General features: G+C 30.5%; 23 protein-coding genes, 1 pseudogene and 1 riboswitch. Of the genes and pseudogenes, 23 read left to right on the plus strand and 1 reads right to left on the minus strand.

Annotation, left to right across the window (positions count from 1 at the left end):
* Window positions 1-21: 21 nt before the first annotated feature.
* The 16 genes from K8M07_RS06140 (at window position 22) to ftcD (ending at window position 12,616) form a co-directional block, all read left to right on the plus strand.
* Entirely contained in the window at window positions 22-219 is a 198-nt protein-coding gene (locus K8M07_RS06140; RefSeq protein ID WP_223377022.1) for a YjfB family protein, read from the plus strand.
* Window positions 220-241: 22 nt separating this feature from the next.
* The gene (locus tag K8M07_RS12660) at window positions 242-376 is read left to right on the plus strand and encodes a hypothetical protein (RefSeq protein ID WP_263282472.1); all 135 of its coding nucleotides are present in this window, start codon (window positions 242-244) and stop codon (window positions 374-376) included.
* Between the two features lie 98 nt (window positions 377-474).
* On the plus strand, window positions 475-1,215 hold the full coding sequence (locus tag K8M07_RS06145; RefSeq protein ID WP_223377023.1) for a nitroreductase family protein: 741 nt from the start codon (window positions 475-477) through the stop codon (window positions 1,213-1,215).
* A gap of 21 nt (window positions 1,216-1,236) precedes the next feature.
* Complete coding sequence (locus K8M07_RS06150; RefSeq protein ID WP_223377024.1) at window positions 1,237-1,536, plus strand: hypothetical protein; 300 nt, start codon at window positions 1,237-1,239, stop codon at window positions 1,534-1,536.
* Between the two features lie 152 nt (window positions 1,537-1,688).
* Window positions 1,689-1,865: a hypothetical protein gene (locus K8M07_RS06155; protein WP_317845479.1), complete on the plus strand. Its 177-nt coding sequence runs from the start codon at window positions 1,689-1,691 to the stop codon at window positions 1,863-1,865.
* Between the two features lie 176 nt (window positions 1,866-2,041).
* A complete protein-coding gene (locus K8M07_RS06160) occupies window positions 2,042-4,102 on the plus strand; it encodes a methyl-accepting chemotaxis protein (RefSeq protein ID WP_223377025.1) in 2,061 nt (686 codons plus the stop codon).
* A 172-nt stretch (window positions 4,103-4,274) separates the two neighbouring features.
* Complete coding sequence (locus K8M07_RS06165) at window positions 4,275-4,583, plus strand: iron-sulfur cluster assembly scaffold protein (protein WP_223377026.1); 309 nt, start codon at window positions 4,275-4,277, stop codon at window positions 4,581-4,583.
* Window positions 4,584-5,043: 460 nt separating this feature from the next.
* Window positions 5,044-5,424, plus strand: a complete 381-nt coding sequence (locus K8M07_RS06170; protein WP_223377027.1) for a hypothetical protein — start codon at window positions 5,044-5,046, stop codon at window positions 5,422-5,424.
* Window positions 5,425-5,447: 23 nt separating this feature from the next.
* Window positions 5,448-5,729: a hypothetical protein gene (locus K8M07_RS06175; RefSeq protein WP_223377028.1), complete on the plus strand. Its 282-nt coding sequence runs from the start codon at window positions 5,448-5,450 to the stop codon at window positions 5,727-5,729.
* A 251-nt stretch (window positions 5,730-5,980) separates the two neighbouring features.
* On the plus strand, window positions 5,981-6,103 hold the full coding sequence (locus K8M07_RS12665; protein ID WP_263282473.1) for a hypothetical protein: 123 nt from the start codon (window positions 5,981-5,983) through the stop codon (window positions 6,101-6,103).
* Between the two features lie 17 nt (window positions 6,104-6,120).
* Window positions 6,121-6,495, plus strand: coding sequence for an HIT family protein (locus K8M07_RS06180; RefSeq protein ID WP_223377029.1), 375 nt, complete (start codon window positions 6,121-6,123; stop codon window positions 6,493-6,495).
* 141 nt (window positions 6,496-6,636) lie between these two features.
* A complete protein-coding gene (locus K8M07_RS06185; RefSeq protein WP_223377030.1) occupies window positions 6,637-7,929 on the plus strand; it encodes a transporter substrate-binding domain-containing protein in 1,293 nt (430 codons plus the stop codon).
* Window positions 7,911-8,594 carry a sensor histidine kinase gene (locus K8M07_RS06190; protein WP_223377031.1) on the plus strand — a complete coding sequence of 228 codons (684 nt, stop codon included), beginning with the start codon at window positions 7,911-7,913 and terminating at the stop codon, window positions 8,592-8,594. The genes K8M07_RS06185 and K8M07_RS06190 overlap by 19 nt, the downstream gene beginning before the upstream one ends.
* A gap of 12 nt (window positions 8,595-8,606) precedes the next feature.
* Complete coding sequence (locus tag K8M07_RS06195; RefSeq protein WP_223377032.1) at window positions 8,607-9,956, plus strand: sigma-54-dependent transcriptional regulator; 1,350 nt, start codon at window positions 8,607-8,609, stop codon at window positions 9,954-9,956.
* Between the two features lie 217 nt (window positions 9,957-10,173).
* Complete coding sequence (locus K8M07_RS06200) at window positions 10,174-11,640, plus strand: YjiH family protein (RefSeq protein WP_223377033.1); 1,467 nt, start codon at window positions 10,174-10,176, stop codon at window positions 11,638-11,640.
* Window positions 11,641-11,692: 52 nt separating this feature from the next.
* Window positions 11,693-12,616 carry a glutamate formimidoyltransferase gene (gene ftcD / locus K8M07_RS06205; protein ID WP_223377034.1) on the plus strand — a complete coding sequence of 308 codons (924 nt, stop codon included), beginning with the start codon at window positions 11,693-11,695 and terminating at the stop codon, window positions 12,614-12,616.
* A 133-nt stretch (window positions 12,617-12,749) separates the two neighbouring features.
* Here ftcD and K8M07_RS06210 read toward each other — a convergent pair whose 3' ends face one another.
* On the minus strand, window positions 12,750-13,238 hold the full coding sequence (locus tag K8M07_RS06210; protein WP_223377035.1) for a cupin domain-containing protein: 489 nt from the start codon (window positions 13,236-13,238) through the stop codon (window positions 12,750-12,752).
* Window positions 13,239-13,378: 140 nt separating this feature from the next.
* Here K8M07_RS06210 and msrB point away from each other — a divergent pair.
* From msrB to K8M07_RS06245, 7 genes and pseudogenes are all read left to right on the plus strand, one after another.
* Window positions 13,379-13,801 (plus strand): annotated as a pseudogene (msrB, locus tag K8M07_RS06215) (peptide-methionine (R)-S-oxide reductase MsrB); the annotation flags it as partial.
* Window positions 13,802-13,852: 51 nt separating this feature from the next.
* A riboswitch (TPP riboswitch) is annotated at window positions 13,853-13,963 on the plus strand.
* A gap of 99 nt (window positions 13,964-14,062) precedes the next feature.
* Window positions 14,063-14,359, plus strand: coding sequence for an MTH1187 family thiamine-binding protein (locus tag K8M07_RS06220; protein WP_223377037.1), 297 nt, complete (start codon window positions 14,063-14,065; stop codon window positions 14,357-14,359).
* Complete coding sequence (locus K8M07_RS06225) at window positions 14,328-15,101, plus strand: ABC transporter permease (RefSeq protein WP_223377038.1); 774 nt, start codon at window positions 14,328-14,330, stop codon at window positions 15,099-15,101. The genes K8M07_RS06220 and K8M07_RS06225 overlap by 32 nt, the downstream gene beginning before the upstream one ends.
* A gap of 14 nt (window positions 15,102-15,115) precedes the next feature.
* On the plus strand, window positions 15,116-16,093 hold the full coding sequence (locus K8M07_RS06230; protein ID WP_223377039.1) for an ABC transporter substrate-binding protein: 978 nt from the start codon (window positions 15,116-15,118) through the stop codon (window positions 16,091-16,093).
* 20 nt (window positions 16,094-16,113) lie between these two features.
* On the plus strand, window positions 16,114-16,857 hold the full coding sequence (locus tag K8M07_RS06235) for an ABC transporter ATP-binding protein (RefSeq protein WP_223377040.1): 744 nt from the start codon (window positions 16,114-16,116) through the stop codon (window positions 16,855-16,857).
* A gap of 200 nt (window positions 16,858-17,057) precedes the next feature.
* Complete coding sequence (locus K8M07_RS06240; RefSeq protein ID WP_223377041.1) at window positions 17,058-17,255, plus strand: YjfB family protein; 198 nt, start codon at window positions 17,058-17,060, stop codon at window positions 17,253-17,255.
* 67 nt (window positions 17,256-17,322) lie between these two features.
* The gene (locus K8M07_RS06245) at window positions 17,323-17,643 is read left to right on the plus strand and encodes a hypothetical protein (RefSeq protein WP_223377042.1); all 321 of its coding nucleotides are present in this window, start codon (window positions 17,323-17,325) and stop codon (window positions 17,641-17,643) included.
* The last annotated feature ends 62 nt before the right edge of the window (window positions 17,644-17,705 follow it).

A 17,705-nucleotide genomic window follows, 5' to 3' on the forward strand; every position in this document is an offset into this window, starting at 1 on the left:
AATTAGAAAGGAGCATGTATCATGGACATAGCAGCACTATCAATGGGACTAAGCCAAATGAAAGTACAACGACAAGCCAGCATATCGATCATGAAAATGGCAATAGATACTGGAAAAACACAAATGAACGATATGGTACAGATGATAGAGGAAAATACCAAGATGATGGAGCAATCCATTAATTCTCATTTGGGTAGAAGCATAGATATTAATCTATAAATAATCAAAAAGAGATGATAACATGGTAGAACAAGTAAAAGAGCGGTTAGAAAGACAGCTGGAAAGAGTAAATCAGCGTACACAGGTATTGGACATGATAGAGGAAAGATTCTTCCAGATGGATATTTGGAAGATTAAACATCGACCAAGTTACTAAGATCCTAAAAAGGGTCTTTTTCTTTTATTTTCACAAAGAACTACTATTCTAATGATATAATTAACTTAAAATATTCTAATCAAAATGGAGGTATTATCATGAATGAAATACTTAAACAGATAAAAAATAGAAAATCAGTCCGTGTATTTGAGGACAAAGAAATTCCAAGTGAAGTGAAACAGGAAATATTAAATGCTGCATTTGAAGCTCCTACTGCGGGATGTATGATGCTATACAGCATTTTTGACATAACTGATGAAAACCAAAAGAAAAAATTGTCAGTTACTTGTGATAATCAACCATTTATAGCAAAGGCGCCTATGGTGCTTGTTTTTCTTGCAGACTATCAGAGATGGTATGATTCCTTTTGTTTTGAGGAATGTGATATAAGAAAACCTGGTCAGGGAGATATATTACTAGCTTATGCAGATGCAATAATTGCTGCTCAAAATACTGTAATAGCTGCAGAATCCTTGGGAATTGGTTCATGTTATATAGGGGATATTCTTGAGAACTGTGAAGTTGTTAGAGAGTTGTTAGAACTTCCAGACTATGTTATACCTGCTGCTATGGTAGTATATGGGTATCCAACAGAGTCTCAAAAGAAAAGGAAGAAACCTGTGCGTTTTGAAAAAGAGTACATAGTTTTTGAGAATAAATATCATAGATTGTCTAAAGAAGAGAATAAAAAAATGCATTCTAAAAGAAATGAAAAATCAGGTTTAGCTGATAATAATATTAATGAATATATTAGAAAGTTTTGTAAACGTAAATATATGTCAGACTTTTCTTTAGAAATGGATAGATCTGCAGCAGAATATCTTAAGAAATTTAAATAGATATAAAAGGAGAGTGATTTCATGTTTAAGCCTCAGAACTATGCTTTTCAAATTGAAGTAACTGTAAAGTCTGTATTCAATTGTAACAAATATGAACTTGGCGGTATAACAGATGCAAATTTTATAGAAAAGGATCCTTTTATAGCCATAGCATTTGTATTAGGTAACTTCTATAACAAAGTAAATACTAGCTTTAAGGAAAAAATAGATGAATTTCTTAATGTATATTATTTAGAAATGGGAAAGAGCATTTCAGAAATAGGAGAAGAAAAGATTAAAAAACTAGTAGCAGATTTTAATGAAATAGTATCAACAATTTAAAATAGTATAATTCAAGGGAGCCTACTAAGTCTCATTATCTCTTATATGCTCTTATTTTTAAATAGGATTATATGATAGTTTAACATGTACAATTCATAATATTTGATTTCTAATCATTAATTAGAAAAATGACAATTGTTTAATTTTGTCGAATTACAGGAATATATCATGTTGGCTTAGGATTTGATTTTGATGATTATTTAACTGGAGAAACGTTGAGTTTCTTTGTTGAAGGAGATTCAAATATAAAGGGATTAGAAAATATAACAAAGGTTCCAAAGTTAATTGAAATGTTAAAGGATAGAGTAATAACCCCTTTAGTTTTCTAGAGGGGTTTTGTTAATGTAGCACAGGTTCTGATGCTCCTACGGAGGTTATCTAAAATTATTAAAAAATATCCATATATATTGATTACACTGAAATTATCAAAAATTCTGTCGATATATATTAATGTAATATGATTATGACAAAACATTTTTGATTTTAGAAAAAAGGGGACGATTATATGGACTTAGAAAAGCATAGGGGAAAAAACAAAGTACAAACAAGCTCCATTAGAACTAAGTTATTCATTATACCTATTATAGTGATAACATTGGTTATGGTAGTAATAGCAATAACATCTACTATAAACACGAAAAATAGTCTATTCGATGAAATGGATAGAAATGGAGAGATTATATTAAGAGAGACTGTAAGCAGATTAAGTGACAATACTACATCATTGAAGATAATAAACAATGCAATAGAAGAAGATATTATGGTAGCTGCTAAATCTATTATGCGTGCAGAAGATGAATTGACATATGAGAAGATGTTAGAATTAGCTGAAGATAATGGAGCGGATGAATTAACTCTTTTTAATTCAGAGGGAATAATACTATTTTCAACTGTAGAAGAATATGTTGGGATGTCCCCAGATGAGAATAGTGATTTGGCTGAATTTTTTAGAAGTGGACAGGATGTATTAATGGAAGAAATAAGACAAGATACTGAGTCAGATACATATTTTAAATATGGAGCTATACGACTACCTAGTGGTAATTTTGCTCAAGCTGGAATAAAAGCAGATTATATTAATGAACTGACAGAAAGGTTTAATCGTCAAAGCTTAGTTGATAGTTTAACAATAGATGATGATATTGTCTATGCTGCATTTATAGACAATGATTTTAAAGTAGAGGCTCATAGTATACAGGACCGTATTGGAGAAAGTTATTCTGAAGATGAAAGAGTCGCATCAGCAGTTACTGATGGACAAATGTCTTCTTTAGAAGATGTATTTCATAAAGATAATAATGAAATTCCAGTATATGATGTATTGTATCCAGTAGTTGTAGATGGAGAACAGATAGGGGCTTTAAATATTGGTTTTTCTATGGAAGATGTAAATTCTGCTATAAATAAAAATCGTAACATTATCTTTTCTTTAGGAATATTTGCGTTTTTGTTATTAGGGGCAATTCTATTTTCAACATCTAATAATGAGATAAAAGCTATAAAGAAACTAGAACACCTTATGAATACTATGGCAGATGGGGACTTTAGCAATGAAGTGCCAGAGAAATTATTGAATAAAAAAGATGAGTTTGGAGTAATATCTCGTTCAGTAGATACTATGCAAAAATCTATAAGAAACATTATTAAGAATGTTTTCGAAAGTTCTCAAAGTGTAGCTTCTTATTCTGAAGAATTAACAGCAACTACTGAACAGTCTGCAACTGCAGCTGATGAAGTAGCTGAAGCAATTGAGAACATAGCTAGTAGTGCTAATGAACAAGCCAATGATACAGAAAAAGGATTTATATCTGCTACAGAACTTGGAGATGCAGTTAATAAAAATATAGATTATATAAAGAAATTAAATAGTTCTGTCAGCAAGGTAAATAAACTTAAAGATGAAGGAACTGAATTAGTTGGAGACCTTGTAGAAAAGAATAATATGAATGATAAAGCATCTAAAGATATTGGAGAAGTAATAAAAAGTACAGATGAAAGTGCTGAAAGAATAGCTTCGGCTAGTGAGATGATAAAAAACATTTCAGAGCAGACAAACTTATTAGCTTTAAATGCAGCTATAGAAGCAGCTAGAGCAGGAGAAAGTGGTAAAGGATTTGCAGTAGTAGCAGAAGAGATTAGAAAACTTGCAGAACAATCCAATGAGTTTACAGAGGAGATAAGTAAAGTAATAAATGATCTTACAACTAAGACATCAAATGCAGTACAAACTATGAATGAAATAGAAAAAGTAGTAGACTCTCAAAATGAAAGTGTAACAATGACAAATAATAAATTTAAAGGAATAGCTAAATCCATAGATGAAATGAAACAAGTTATAGATTTTGTAAATGAGTCTAGTGATGAAATGGTAAATGAAAATAATGAGATAATAGAGATAATGGAAAGCCTAGCAAGTATATCACAAGAAAACGCAGCTGCAACAGAAGAAGCATCTGCATCTGTAGAAGAACAAACAGCAGGTATAAATGGGATTGCAAACTCGAGTGAAGAACTTGCAAATATAGCAGAAAAGTTAAAAATCCAGGTAGAGCAATTTAAAATCTAGTATAATAGAAATATTTAACTTATATATATGAAGTAGTATATGATTTATTAATAGTATCATATAAATATAGTAATTCTATTATAAATTTTATAAACAGGAAGTGATACTTATGTATTCTCAATATTCAATTAAGGTAATTGAACATTTCATGACTCCGTAAAATGTTGATAGTATGATAGACTATGATGGCAAAGGTACTTTTGGTGATCCTAGTTGTGGAGATTCTTTAACCATATACATAAAGGTAAAAGATAATATTATAGAAGATATATCTTTTTTAGTTTTTGGATGTACCGCATCTGTAGCAACTTCAAGTATGACTACTGTTCTTGCTAAAGGAAAAAGTATAGAGGAAGCACTTGAAATAGAAGAGGAAGATATAGTTGAAGCATTGGACGGATTGCCAGAAAACAAGCTTCATTGTTCTAACCTTGGAGTACAAGCTTTAAGGAATACAGTTAAAGATTATTTAAACAAGTAACCAAAGATGCAAAAGGGATAGTCCCTTTTGCATCTAATTTTATAGAATGGAACTTGCCTATAATTGATAATAATTGCCTGTCCGCAAATATGAGAAAAATGAATTTTATTGCAAAAAAAGTAGAGTCTATGGTTCAAATAGTATTTTTATCAGAAACTATAGTTGTTATGCTTGCAACAAGCTTCCAGTGAAGTTTAAAGAACTAGTTATTATTTTTTTAGAAAGAACATTAATAGCAATACCAATAGTTGCGATATTTATGCATATACTTTTTTAATATAATAAAATGAATTAAAACATGTAGCTTTATTTATATGGTAATTTGTAGAGAAGACACAGTTTTTTATTGTAGAAACTTTGTCTTTTAACGGTTTATAAAAAAAGGATTTGAATAAAATATATTGAAATAAATATGTAGTGATATAATATGAGAAAAGAATTAATACATGGGGGAACTAATATGACATCAAATATTAAATCTACTGGGAAACTACATAGCTATGTAGAAGATCTATTTGTACAGCTTTTCTGTGAAGCCTTTGGGCCTGAAAAATCTCAATACCTATACATTCAGTATCCCTTTAGAGATATATATGGAAATAGTAGATATATTGACTTTGTACTACAAAACGAAGATATAAAAATTGCAATTGAAATAGATGGAGAGACATACCATAATCCAAGTAAAGTATCTAAAAATAAATATTATGATGACTTATTAAAACAGAATAGTCTTGTATATGATGATTGGAAGGTGTATAGATGGGTTTATAATCAGTTAAAACACCAACCTGAAAAAGTTAAGGATGAGATGATGACTTTTCTAGGAGAAATGCCTTAGTTCTATTCATGGCAAGGCCTACTATGTCAAAAACATTATATTTGCAGCAGCTAGGTAGGGGAATGAGACTATGTGAAGGAAAGAATTACCTAATTGTATTCGATTTCATTGACAACTCCAATCTTTTCAATATGCTATATTCGCTTCACAGAGTATTTAATATTAGAGAATACAGGCTAGGTGAATACGTAGTAGCATCTAAAAAGCAGAAGCAAATGGACATAGATCTCATTGCAAAAGGTGAAAAGTCATCAGTATATTTAGATTTTCCTATTGATATAGCGGATTATGAGTTATTCTTATAAGCCAGTTTTACTTAAGGCCATGTTTGAACACGTAGATGAAAAAGGAAAAGTAAGAGTTAAGGATATAATAGGATTATTTTATAGATTTTTATGAAGAAAGAAAATCAAAGGAACTTCCTGTAGAAAAGCGTAACAGTATATATTGCAAGGATAGCTGTACAAGAAAGGGTGTTGGAAGAAATATATTTTCGAATCCCTTTAAACGTTTTGAGGATATGAAGTTTATGAAAGGATGTAGGGAGATTGAATATGTGGAATTTAACAGATATATATTTAAGAGATTAACAGATAAGGAAACAATATGGATAATATCCCATTATGATAAGAAACTTGAGGAATATTATAATAGACCAATTTTTATAAATAAAAGCTAAGTTTTAGGAGAATTAGAATGGATTGTTTATTTTGTAACAGACAAGATTTAAATATAATAGCAGAAAATGAGTTATGCTTTGCTATATATGACAAATATCCTGTAAATTTAGGACATATATTAATAGTACCAAAAAGACATTATAAGAATTTTTTTGATTCGACGGAAGAGGAAGTCACTGATATATATAAATTAGCACATAAATGTAAAAAAATACTGGATGATAAATACAAACCTACTGGATACAATGTTGGAATTAACATAAATGAATCTGCTGGACAAACTATAATGCATCTTCATGTTCACTTAATACCTAGATATAATAATGATGTAATGGACCCAAGAGGAGGAATAAGAAATCTAAAATCTCAGCTTGTACCATATAAAGGATAGTTAAAAGCCATTATCTTATAATGGTAATGGCTTTTTCTTTTGCAGAGGGTTAATACAATTGGTGAATTTTAAAATAAATGATATAATTAGCATAAAATGGTTATTTAAGCTAACTATTTTAATAGGAAAGGAGACCTATTATTGAAATATATTAATAAGATTATTTTAATAATAGTACTTTTTATATGGCAACCATCATTCGCTAATAATGAAGACATAATCATAGTAGGAGGAGATAGAAATTATCCACCATATGAATATGTAGATGAAAATGGAGATTATAGAGGATTTAATGTGGATATAATGAGGGCTTTAGCTTTAGAACTTGGAATAGACATAAGACTTGAACCTATGGACTGGCAAGAAGCAATAGAGGCTTTGGGAAAAGGGGAGATAGATGCTATACAAGGAATGAGTTATAATGAAGCTAGAGGCAAAAAATATGAGTTTTCAGAAAAACACTTAGAAAATTCCCTTATATATTTTGTGCGAGAAGAAGACCCATTTATATTTGAACTTAGTGATTTGGAAGGCAAAAAGGTAGCTGTGCAGAGGAATGACCTTGCTGAAGATGCTTTGTCTGAATTAGATAATGTGGAATTAGTAATATCTTTAGATTTAGAAGAATCATTGGACAAACTTATAAATAATGAAGTAGATGTGGTACTAGGAAGTAAATTAGTAGGTTCTTACATAATGAGGGAAAAAGGGCTTGCAGATGAAATAAAAATGGTAGGTTATGAATTTAATCAAACACCTTATTGTATAGCTTTTGAAAAAGGAAATTATAAACTTAAATATAAATTTAATAGAGCCCTTAGAGACTTAAAAAATGATGGTATATATCAGAAAATATATGAGAAATGGTTTGGCCAAGAAGAAATAGCTAATCTTCAGGATCTTAAATATGCCATATATATTCTTTCTGTTACTGTTATTGGGTTTTTAGCTGTCTCTTCATTTATATATAGAATTAATAAAAAGCTTAAAAGAGAAGTGGCAAGAAGAACAGAAGAACTAAATTTAAAAAACAAGGAATTAGAAGAAAAACAAAAGATAATAGAGGAAAATTATAGATTTAAAAAACAAATATTGGACAACCTAGGCATTGGTCTTATAACATTTGACAAAGATGGTAATATAACCACAATAAATAAGGATTGCAAGGAGCTTTTAAAAATAGATCAAGAATTAATTGGAGAAAAGTATTTTAAATGTAAGTTGAGTAGATTTTTTGATATAGATAAAATACAAAGCTGTGTAAAAGATGGTAAAAAATATAGATATATAGAAAAAACCTTTACACGTAATAATGAAGAATTTACTTTTGCCTATACCTTATGGCCACTATATGAAGATAATGATAACCATATGGGAGGGGTTTTAACTTTTAGGGATATAACAGAGAGGTTATTATGTATGAAAAGAAATTAAACCAAAAAGACAAAATGGAATCTTTAGGTAGATTAGTCTCAGGAATAGCCCATGAAATAAGGAATCCACTTACAGCTATTAAAACATATATAGACTTACTACCAATGAAGTATGATAACGAAAAATTTAGGGCTAAAATTACGAACCAAGTACCAAAAGAAATAGATAGGTTAAACAATCTCCTATTAGAATTGTTAGATTACTCTAAGCCTAAGGAAATGAAAAAAGAAATCATAAAATTTAAAGAACTAATAGATGGAATAAGAGAGCTTTTTATAACAAAACTGAACAAGGAAAATATAATACTAAATTGTGATATAGATGATGTAAGTATTTATGGAGATAAGCAACAGGTAAAACAGATATTAATAAATCTTCTTATAAACAGTATTGAGGCTATAGAAGGTAAAGGCAACATAAATTTAATAGTAAAAGAAGAAGGAAATTCAATTATAGTAACCATAGAAGACGATGGAGAAGGAATAGAGGAAAAAAATTTAAAGACTATATTTGATCCTTTCTATACAACGAAGCCAACTGGAACAGGACTTGGGCTTTTTATATCTTATAAATATATAAAGGAAAATGAAGGAGAAATAAAGATAAAGAGTAAAAAAGGACAGGGAACTAGGATAGATATTACATTTAAAAAAGCTGAAGAATAGGGGGAATTAACTTTGGCAAAAGTACTTATAGTTGATGATGAAAAATCTATATGTGATTCTCTTACATTTGCATTAGAAGATGATTATGAAGTTATGTCAATCCAAAATCCAAATGAAGTTAAAGATATATTAGAAAAGGATAATATAGATATAGTACTTTTAGACCTTAAAATAGGTAATATAAATGGAATAGATGTGTTGAGAGAAATTAAAAATATAGATGAAGAAATACAAGTAATTATAATGACTGCATTTGGAAGTATAAAATCATCTGTTAAAGCTATACAAGAAGGGGCTAGCCATTACATAACAAAGCCAATAGATATGGAAGAACTATTTGTTTTTATAAAGAAGGCATTAGAACATAAAAAAATTAGTTTATCTTTAAAGAATTTAAAGGAAGTTATAAATAGAGATTTTGGAATAGATGGAATAATAGGTAAATCAGAGGCATTATATTCTGTATTAGAGAAAGTAAATAAAATAAAGGATTTAGACACAACCATTTTAATAACTGGAGAAAGTGGTACAGGAAAAGATCTAATAGCTAAAGCTCTTCATTTTAAAAGCAATAGAAAAGATGAAAATATGGAGATAATAAACTGTGCTGCAATACCCAGCGATTTGTTAGAAAGTGAATTGTTTGGATATGAAAAAGGTGCATTTACTGGGGCGGAGAGAAAGAAATTAGGGAAATTTCAATTAGCCGATAAGGGTACTTTATTTTTAGACGAAATAGGAGAAATGGATTTACAGCTACAATCTAAGATATTAAGAGTAGTAGAAGATATGACGGTAACACCTCTAGGTGGAGAAAAAGGTGTAAAAATTAATACTAGGATAGTTGCGGCAACAAATAAGGATTTAGAAGAAGAAGTTAAAAAGGGAAGCTTTAGAGAAGATTTATATTATAGATTAAATGTAATAACATTGGAACTTCCTCCCTTAAGAGAGAGAGTAGGAGATATACCTATACTTTTAAGTTATTTTTTGGATATATATAATAAAAAGTTAGACAAAAATATTAAAAGATTTGACAAGGAAGTAATAAAAGAACTTAAAAACTATAATTTTCCGGGAAATATTAGAGAATTGGAAAATTTAGTCGAAAGATTGGTTGCACTTTCTGATAAAGAATATATAGAATTAGAAGATCTTCCTAAGAAATATATAGGACATACACCGACAATAAATAGTGATGAAAATATTATTATTAAAATAGGGTCTACTTTAGAGGAAATAGAAAAGAAATCAATAGAAGAAACGTTGAAATATTTTGATGGCAATAAAAAAAGAACGGCAGAATGTTTAGAAATAAGTGAAAGGAGTCTACATTACAAAGTTAAAAAATACAATATATAATGAATTTGAATAAAATACTGAAAATTTTTGTAAGACTGCAAATTTTGCAGTCTTTTGTTTTACTAAATATAACTGTAATGCTTTTAATAGTATATTAAAAATTTTTCAACCATTAAAAATGCTTGCATGTAGAATTTACTTTAGGAATAATAAAAATTGGAATGACTTTTGCTATATTATGTAGACAGATACAATCGAATAAAGAGGAGGTAGTATTGTGCAAGCAGTTGATAAAAGATCTAACCAAGATATTAGTTATGAAGATTTAAATCTAAATGACCCTAAGGTGATAGATTCTTTGACTCTTGACAAAAAACAATACAGAAAAGGATTAGTACAATTTCTATTTTTTACAGTAACAGCAATCTTAATATTCTTCGTACCATTTAATATAAATGGAAAGTCAGGTCAAATATTATTTGGAGTCATTTATAACGGAATTATTAATCTTTTAGGAAACTTTGGATTATGGCTAGTAACTTTTATTCTTTTAAGCAATGGTATAGTAAGTTTTTATGGGAAATATTGGGCTAAAGAAGGAACTAAATTGTATGATTATTATAAGGGAGATTCAATAATTCATCCAATATTATATCTATTAGGTGGAATATTTGCCGTAATGTTTTCCTTAAGTACTACTATGGGATTGAATATGCCTGAGATAATTGTAGGACCTAAGACAGGAGAAATGGTTATACCACCAGTAGTTTTAGGAGTTGCATGGATTATCCCAGTAGGAGCTTTCTTTATGCCATTTCTTACTGAATATGGTTGCATAGACTTTTTTGGTGTTTTGTTGGAACCTTTAATGAGACCATTATTTAAAATTCCAGGCAAAGCAGCAGTTGATGCTACGGCATCCTTTGTTGGTTCTACATCAATGGCAATTATAATGACAAGCAGACTCTATAAATCCAATACTTATACTAAGAGAGAGGCCTGTCTAATAGCGACAAGTTTTAGTGCAGTAAGTGTTGGATATGCGGTTTTAGTTACAGAAACTGCAGGCCTTGCTGATCACTTTTTAGAAACATATTTTTCATCTTTTATATTAGCATTTATAGTAGCCGCTATAGTGGGAAGAATACGGCCACTATCAAGGAAAGAAGATGTATATTATAATGGGAAGATACAGACAGAAGAAGAAAGAAAGATAGGAACAAAATTTGAAGCACCTAATAAAATGCTTAAAAAAGGTGTAGATAGAGCAGTAAAAAGAGCATATACATCAGGGAAGTTACTTCCAATAGTAAAAGATAGTTTAGTTGAAGGAATTATTATTGTACCGAAAGTAATAACTCTTCTATGCTCCATAGGTATTATAGGTATGATATTAGCTCGTTATACTCCATTCTTTAAAATAATAGGATATATATTTTTACCATTAATCAAATTATTACAAGTTCCAGATGCTTTGGAAGTTGCTGCAGCAATACCTGCAGGAGTTACTGAGATGTTTTTACCTGTATTAACTATAGCAGATAGAGTTGATATTATAGCGATAGGAGCTAGATATTTCATAACAGCAGTATCAATGGTCCAAATTATATTCTTAGCAGAATCAGTTGTAGTTGTTATGACAACAGGAATTCCTCTAAAATTTAGGGAATTGATGATTATATTTTTAGAAAGAACATTTATTGCAATGCCATTTGCAGCATTATTTATGCATATATTATTTTAATATATTGATGTATAAATTAATAAAACTTATTATAAATAGGAGGGAAAGGAATATGACAAAAAAATATATTTTAGCAGTACCAAATTTTAGTGAAGGCAGAAATCAAGAAGTTGTCGATACTGTAGCAAATGAAATCAAAAAAAGAGAAGGAGTAAAATTAGTAACTTGTGAACCAGAACATGATTTTAATAGAACAGTGCTTACAATTATAGGAGAACCAGAACCATTAAAAGAAGCTTTGCTTGCAATGGCTGCAAAATCATACGAATTAATTGATATGACAAAACAAGAAGGTACTCATCCTAGAATAGGAGCCCAAGATACTATACCTCTATTTCCGCTGATGAATATAACTTTAGAAGAATGTAAAGAATTAGCAGAAGAAATAGGAAAGAAATTACACGAAAGACACCAGGTTCCAATTTATTTCTCGGGGGAAAATGCAAGAACGGAAAATAAAAAGAGTATATCGTATATAAGAAAGGGACAATATGAAGGATTAAAAGCTCTATTAGAAGATGAAAATCATCCAGACCATGAAGATAGAAAGCCAGATTTATCTACAGATGGAAAGTTAAGCGATAAATTAGGTGCCACTATAGTAAGTGCTGATATGGAAGGATTAACAGCATATAATGTGTTCTTGTCTACTGAAGATATAAAAATTGCTAAAGCAATAGCAAAAGCTTTAAGAGGACCAAGTGGAGGATTCTCTACGATAAGATCAGTAGGAATCAAATTCCCAGAAAGAGATGGAGTAGTTGTTTCCATGAATCTATTCGATTGTAGTAAAACTCCAATCTATAGAGCATTTGAATTTGTAAAACAAGAAGCCAAAAGATATGGAGTGGCTGTTACAGGTTCAGAATTAGTAGGCCCTGTAAAATTAGATTATCTTTTAAATAATCTAGAGTATTATCTAGGATTACAAGAATTTAATAAAGAACAGATATTAGAGCATCACTTACTTAAGTAAAATCTAAAAAGCTACTGAGAAAATACTCAGTAGTTTTTTAGTATGCTTGGCATGGGCAATAACCTAATAGTGCAACTTCTACTACTAATGTAAATACTAGATTAGTACCCATGGATATTGCCATCATTCAATATTATTCATACATTTCAGCATCTTCTTTAGTCCTATGAACTGTACCATGTGGGTGCTCAGGAGGCGCATATATAGAATAAAGTTTAATTGGTATGTTACCTGTGTTAACTAGGTTATGCCATGTTCCTGCAGGTATGAGTATTACATAGTCATCACGGACTCTTCTTCGGAAAGTTAAGTTATCTCTTCTGTTTCCCATCATAGCAATTCCTTCACCTTGTTCAATACGAATGAATTGATCAACGTCAGGATGCATTTCTAAACCAATATCATCACCGACATTAATACTCATCAGTGTAAGCTGTAGATAGCTACCTGTCCACAGTGCAAGACGGAAATAGTTATTTCTTTTTGCTGCTTCTTCTATATTAGTTACAAAAGGATAAGGGCCATAGTCTCTTAATCTAATGGGATATCTATCATGGTTTGGGTAGCGTCCTGGTCTATTATCCCAGTAAGGGCATGGATATGACCTATAATCATCATACATAATGTTCACTCCTTTCATAGTTTCTATGATATTATATGTCCAATTTTTAATAGACGTGCTTTAAAAAACAATTAATTTGATATATTAAGGGTAAAATAACCTTATAAACTATAAGAGGTGATATTATGTGTGAAAAACCAAACAAAGAGAAATTAAAGAAAAAATTGACTCCAATCCAATATAGAGTGACTCAAGAAAATGGTACAGAAAGACCTTTTGAAAATGAGTTTTGGAACCATGAAGAAGAAGGAATATATGTGGATATTGTCTCAGGTGAGCCCTTGTTTAGCTCTAAAGATAAATATGATGCAGGCTGTGGCTGGCCTAGTTTTACAAAACCAATCGATAAGGAAAATATCAAAGAAAAGTTTGATACTAGTCATGGAATGAGAAGGACAGAAGTTAGAAGCAAAGATGGAGACTCTCATCTAGGCCATGTATTTACAGACGGCCCTAGGGATAAAGGCGGTCTAAGATATTGTATCAATAGTGCTGCATTAAGGTTTATCAAGAAAGAGGATATGGAAAAGGAAGGTTATGGTGAGTATTTAAGATTATTTTAAATTAGTAATCAAGCTTTATCCTTGACAAATGACTGAATATAGTATATTCTAAAATTAAAAATAGGGTGCTCGATATATCGGGCTGAGAAGAGAAGAATAACCTCTCTAACCGTTTAACCTGATCTGGGTAATGCCAGCGTAGGGATTATAATATAGTATTTATTTTTGAATGTAAGTATACTTAATCCTTTCTAGCTATTAGTCAGAAAGGATTTTTTAATTTCCAATTTAAATATAATTAAAATAAAGGAGGAATTTGTGATGAATGCAAGTGTTGCTATTCAAGTATTGCCAAAGGTTGAATCAAATGAGGAGATATGTGCAATTGTAGATGAGGTTATTGCATATATTAAAAGCACAGGATTGTCCTATTATGTAGGTCCATTTGAAACTACAATAGAAGGAGAATTTGAAGAATTGATGGATATTGTAAAAGAGTGTCAATATATTGCTATTAAAAAAGGATGTCCATCTGTAATGTCCTATGTAAAGATATGTTTTAAACCAGAAGGTGGTGTACTCACTATTGATCAAAAGGTTACAAAACATCACAACTAAAATATCATCTTACATAGCAATAGCAGGTATAATTATTATATGGCAACTTATATCCATTATGGAGATTATACCGAGATATATGTTGCCGTCACCTGTAGATGTTATAAGAGCTTTTATATTAGATTTTCCACTTCTTATGCACCATTCAAAGACTACATTATTAGAAGCTTTTTTCGGATTGAGTATTGGAATATTACTGGGATTTATAGTAGCTGTTGTCATGGATAGATTTCATTTTGCATATAAGGCTATTTATCCAGTATTAATTATTACTCAAACTGTACCAACAGTAGCTATTGCACCTTTGCTTGTATTATGGTTAGGTTATGGCATGGCACCAAAGATAACATTGATTGTAATTGTAACTTTTTTTCCCATTACAATTGGTTTATTGGATGGTTTTATGTCAGCAGAACATGACGCCATAAAACTGCTTAAATCTATGAATGCTTCAGAAGGACAGATATTTAAGCATATAAAATTACCAAGTTCTATATCCCATTTTTTTGCTAGTTTAAGAATTTCTGTATCCTATTCTGTAGTGGGAGCAGTAATTTCTGAATGGCTTGGTGGATTTGATGGTCTAGGTGTATATATGACAAGGGTCAAAAAATCATATTCTTTTGATAAAATGTTTGCAGTAATTCTACTTATATCCTTTATCAGTTTATTGTTGATGAAAGGAGTTGCAGTTTTGCAAAAGATTAGTATGCCTTGGGCTGGTAAGGAAAAAAATTTATAAAAAGGAGAATAAATATGGGAAAGAAATTAGTAATATTATTTTGTATATTAGGATTAATAATTACTTTGACAGCATGTGAAGATAAAAGTGATGAAAATATAACTATTGTTCTTGACTGGACACCAAACACTAATCATACAGGATTATATGTAGCCCAAGAAAACGGATATTTTCAAGAAGCAGGTTTTAATGTGGAAATTGTTCAACCACCAGAAGGTGGTGCTGAAAATCTTGTAGGATCAGGGAAGGCACAATTTGGGATTGCTTTTCAAGATACGATAGCTCCAGCATTTGCTTCGGACAATCCTCTTCCAGTAACTGCAGTAGCAGCTATAATCCAACATAACACATCAGGTATTATATCCCTTAAAGGTAATGGAATAGATACTCCAGAGGGGATGGCTAATAAGGTTTATGCTACTTGGGACATGCCTGTTGAGAAGGCAATAATAAAATCGGTTGTAGAATCTGATGGAGGAGATTATGACTCTATAAATATGGTTCCAACCACTGTAACGGATGTTATAACAGCACTTAATACGGATATTGATGCAGTATGGGCATATTATGCTTGGGATGGTATTGCATCTAAGGTAAAAGGAATAGAAACTGACTTTTTTGCATTTAAGGATATTAATCCAGTATTGGATTATTACACTCCAATTTTGATTGCAAACAATGAATATATTGAAGATAATAAAGAAGAAACTAAAGCTTTTTTAAAAGCATTGGCTAAAGGCTATGAATATGCTATAGATAATCCAGAAGAAGCAGCTAATATATTGTTGAAGGCGAGTCCAGAATTGGATGCAGAATTGGTGAAGGAGAGTCAAAAATGGCTTGCAAATCAATATAAAGCAGAGGCAAAACAATGGGGGTATATTAATCAAGATAGATGGGATAATTTCTATGCTTGGTTATGGCAAAAAGGTCTTATTGAGAAAGAGATTCCGTCAGGATATGGATTTACTAATGATTACCTTTCTGATTAACAATTGAGGGGAAGATTTTAATGACAAAACTTATTGCAAGCAATATAACAAAATCTTATGATAACAAGGAGATAGTTAAAGATGTTTCTTTGAAGGTAGATGAGGGAGAAATAGTATGTCTATTAGGAATAAGTGGTGTAGGAAAGACTACATTATTTAATATAATATCAGGATTATTAATTCCCGATCAAGGCAAAGTTTTACTAGATAATAGAGATATTACAGGACAAGCTGGACATATTAGTTATATGCTGCAAAAAGATTTATTATTGCCATATAAAACGGTCTTAGATAATGTATCTTTGCCACTTATTATAAGAGGAGAGAATAAGAATATAGCTCGAGAAAAAGCTGCAGGATATTTCAAAATCTTTGGTATAGATGGTAATCAACACAAATATCCCAACCAATTATCTGGCGGGATGAGGCAAAGAGCGGCGTTACTTCGAACATACTTATTTTCTCAAAAAGTTGCTCTATTAGATGAACCTTTTAGCGCTTTAGATGCTATAACCAAAAGTACTATGCATAATTGGTATCTGAATGTTATGGAAAAGATTAAATTATCAACTTTATTTATTACTCATGATATAGATGAATCAATTACTTTATCTAATCGTATTTATGTTATGACAGGAAAGCCTGGACAGATAACAGGAGAGATAAAAATAGAACACCAAAAATCCAGAGGAGAAGAGTTCATTTTAAGTAATGAATTTATTGATTATAAAAAACGAGTATTAGATATACTGAACAATAGTTGATTAAGGGGAGATTATCTCTCCTTAAATTTACCAATATAGAATGACTCAAGAAAATGATAAATAAAGAGCAAAAGTTAAATAAGTATAGGATAATGATTTATTTACTTTATTGAGAATCATTAAAGAAAATAAGAATTTTGCCGAAAATATTAGATAAGAAAGAATAAGAAGGAGAATCTTTAGCCAAAGGAGTTGATTTTATGGGTATAGCGACAATGTCAACAACACTAAGCCAAGCTAAAATACAGCAACAAGCAAGCATTTCTGTAATGAAGATGGCAATGGATACTGGGAAAACGCAGATGAATGACATGGTACAGATGATGCAAGAAAGCACTAAAACGATGGAACAGTCTGTTCAACCTCATTTAGGAGCTAAAGTAGATATTAAATTATAGATTATGATGTCAAGAATAGTTTTGATACTGCCATTATTCCATGATAAAAATAACAGAGGTGATTTTTGTGGCTTATGAAATATGCAGTATGTGTGGTAAATTTTTTAAGAGAAATGGGAGAAGATTTTGTGAAGACTGTTTTGAGAAGACAGAGAAGGAATATGACTTAATTGTAGAATACATCAAAACGCATCATAATGCTACTGTACTGGATATTATTTCAGACACTGGAGTGTCTCTTAAAACCATTGATTGTTTAGTTGAAGAAGGATATGTTACATATATAGAGAATAAGGTACAGACAAGTGAGGAAGAGCAATCATTAGAAAAAACTCCTAATTCATCAAAAAATGAAGGCAAATTTTATTCAAAGGGATTAAGATATTAATGAATTTCATTAACAATAAAAAAGTTGTTGAAACGAGTAAACTTCAACAACTTTTTTATTAA

It is taken from the genome of Schnuerera sp. xch1 (assembly GCF_019931165.1).
Classification (GTDB): domain Bacteria; phylum Bacillota; class Clostridia; order Tissierellales; family Tepidimicrobiaceae; genus JAIOUP01.